Source organism: Tsukamurella pseudospumae (genome assembly GCF_001575195.1).
GTDB lineage: Bacteria > Actinomycetota > Actinomycetes > Mycobacteriales > Mycobacteriaceae > Tsukamurella > Tsukamurella pseudospumae.
The window spans coordinates 1-1,020 of record NZ_LSRF01000032.1 but is presented as its reverse complement, the minus strand read 5'-3'; the positions used below and the strand labels follow the sequence as shown (position 1 = coordinate 1,020).

The following is a 1,020-nucleotide window of genomic DNA, read 5'->3' as shown; positions in this document are numbered from 1 at the left end:
GTGGCGTCCACCGACACCGCCGTCCAATCGATCTTGCCCGCCGCATCGGCGTCGGCGAGGAGCGCGGCCAGAACCTTGTCCCAGGTTCCGTCCTGGGCGTAACGCCGGTGACGCTTCCAGGCCGTCTTCCACGAACCGAATGCCTCGACCGGCAGATCCCGCCACGGAATCCCGGTTCGATACCGGTAGATGATCGCCTCGACCACTCGCCGGTTGTTCTCGAACCGACGCCCAGGCCGACCAACACTCGAAGGCAACAACGGCTCGATCCGAGCCCACTGCTCATCCGAAATCGCTTCGTACCGAGATGAACTCACGGAACGATTATCCCCGATCAGCAGTCCATGATTGGGAGACACGCCCTAGTTGCTTGTCTCGAAGGCTTAGTCCTGGCCGGTGATACAGGTCGCCAAAGGCGAACTCTCCGACGTATCGTGCGAGTTCCGGGGCGACATCGGACAGAGGGTCTTCGATGGAGGCGATGTCGCCTCCCATCTCGGCTAGCCTCGGCCTTTCGCGGGTGAGGTCGTGTCGGACATGAAGAAAGGTGCTCTGAGCTGGAAGAATAGGGGTTACCACACCAACCTATTTCCAGTCTCGAAGGAGCACCTTTCTGGTGAGTCAGTCTACGTCCTGCTACCCGAAGGTGTCGGTCGACGCGGCCGGAACGAACCTCGTCTCGCATGCCGGGACAGTGCTGTTGCTTCGTACCGCCGAGACGATCGGTCTGATGGCGGCCCTGACCAGTGCGTTGACGCCGTGGCGCAAATTGAACGCGATTCATGATCCGGGGAAGACGGTGCTTGATCTGGCGGTGTCGATCGCGGCGGGTGGGGACTGCCTGGCTGATGTGGATCAGCTCCGCAACCAACCGCAGGTGATGGGGCAGGTGGCCTCGGATCCGACGGTCTCTCGGCTGATCACCGCGCTCGCCGACGACGTCGACGTGGCGTTGGCGGCGATCGCAGGAGCGTCCGCGCAGGCCCGGGCCCGGGCGTGGGAACTCGCCGGCGAGGACAG

General features: G+C 63.2%; 2 protein-coding genes. One reads left to right on the top strand and one right to left on the bottom strand.

Annotated features, from left to right (window positions below):
* Positions 1-317 (bottom strand): IS5 family transposase (locus tag AXK60_RS26390; RefSeq protein WP_175399989.1); only part of this gene is annotated, 317 nt, incomplete at its 3' end.
* Positions 318-616: 299 nt separating this feature from the next.
* On the opposite strand from AXK60_RS26390, the gene AXK60_RS10520 reads away from it, so the two are divergent.
* Positions 617-1,020, top strand: a 404-nt coding sequence (locus tag AXK60_RS10520; protein ID WP_175399988.1) for a transposase, incomplete at its 3' end; no start/stop codon positions are given.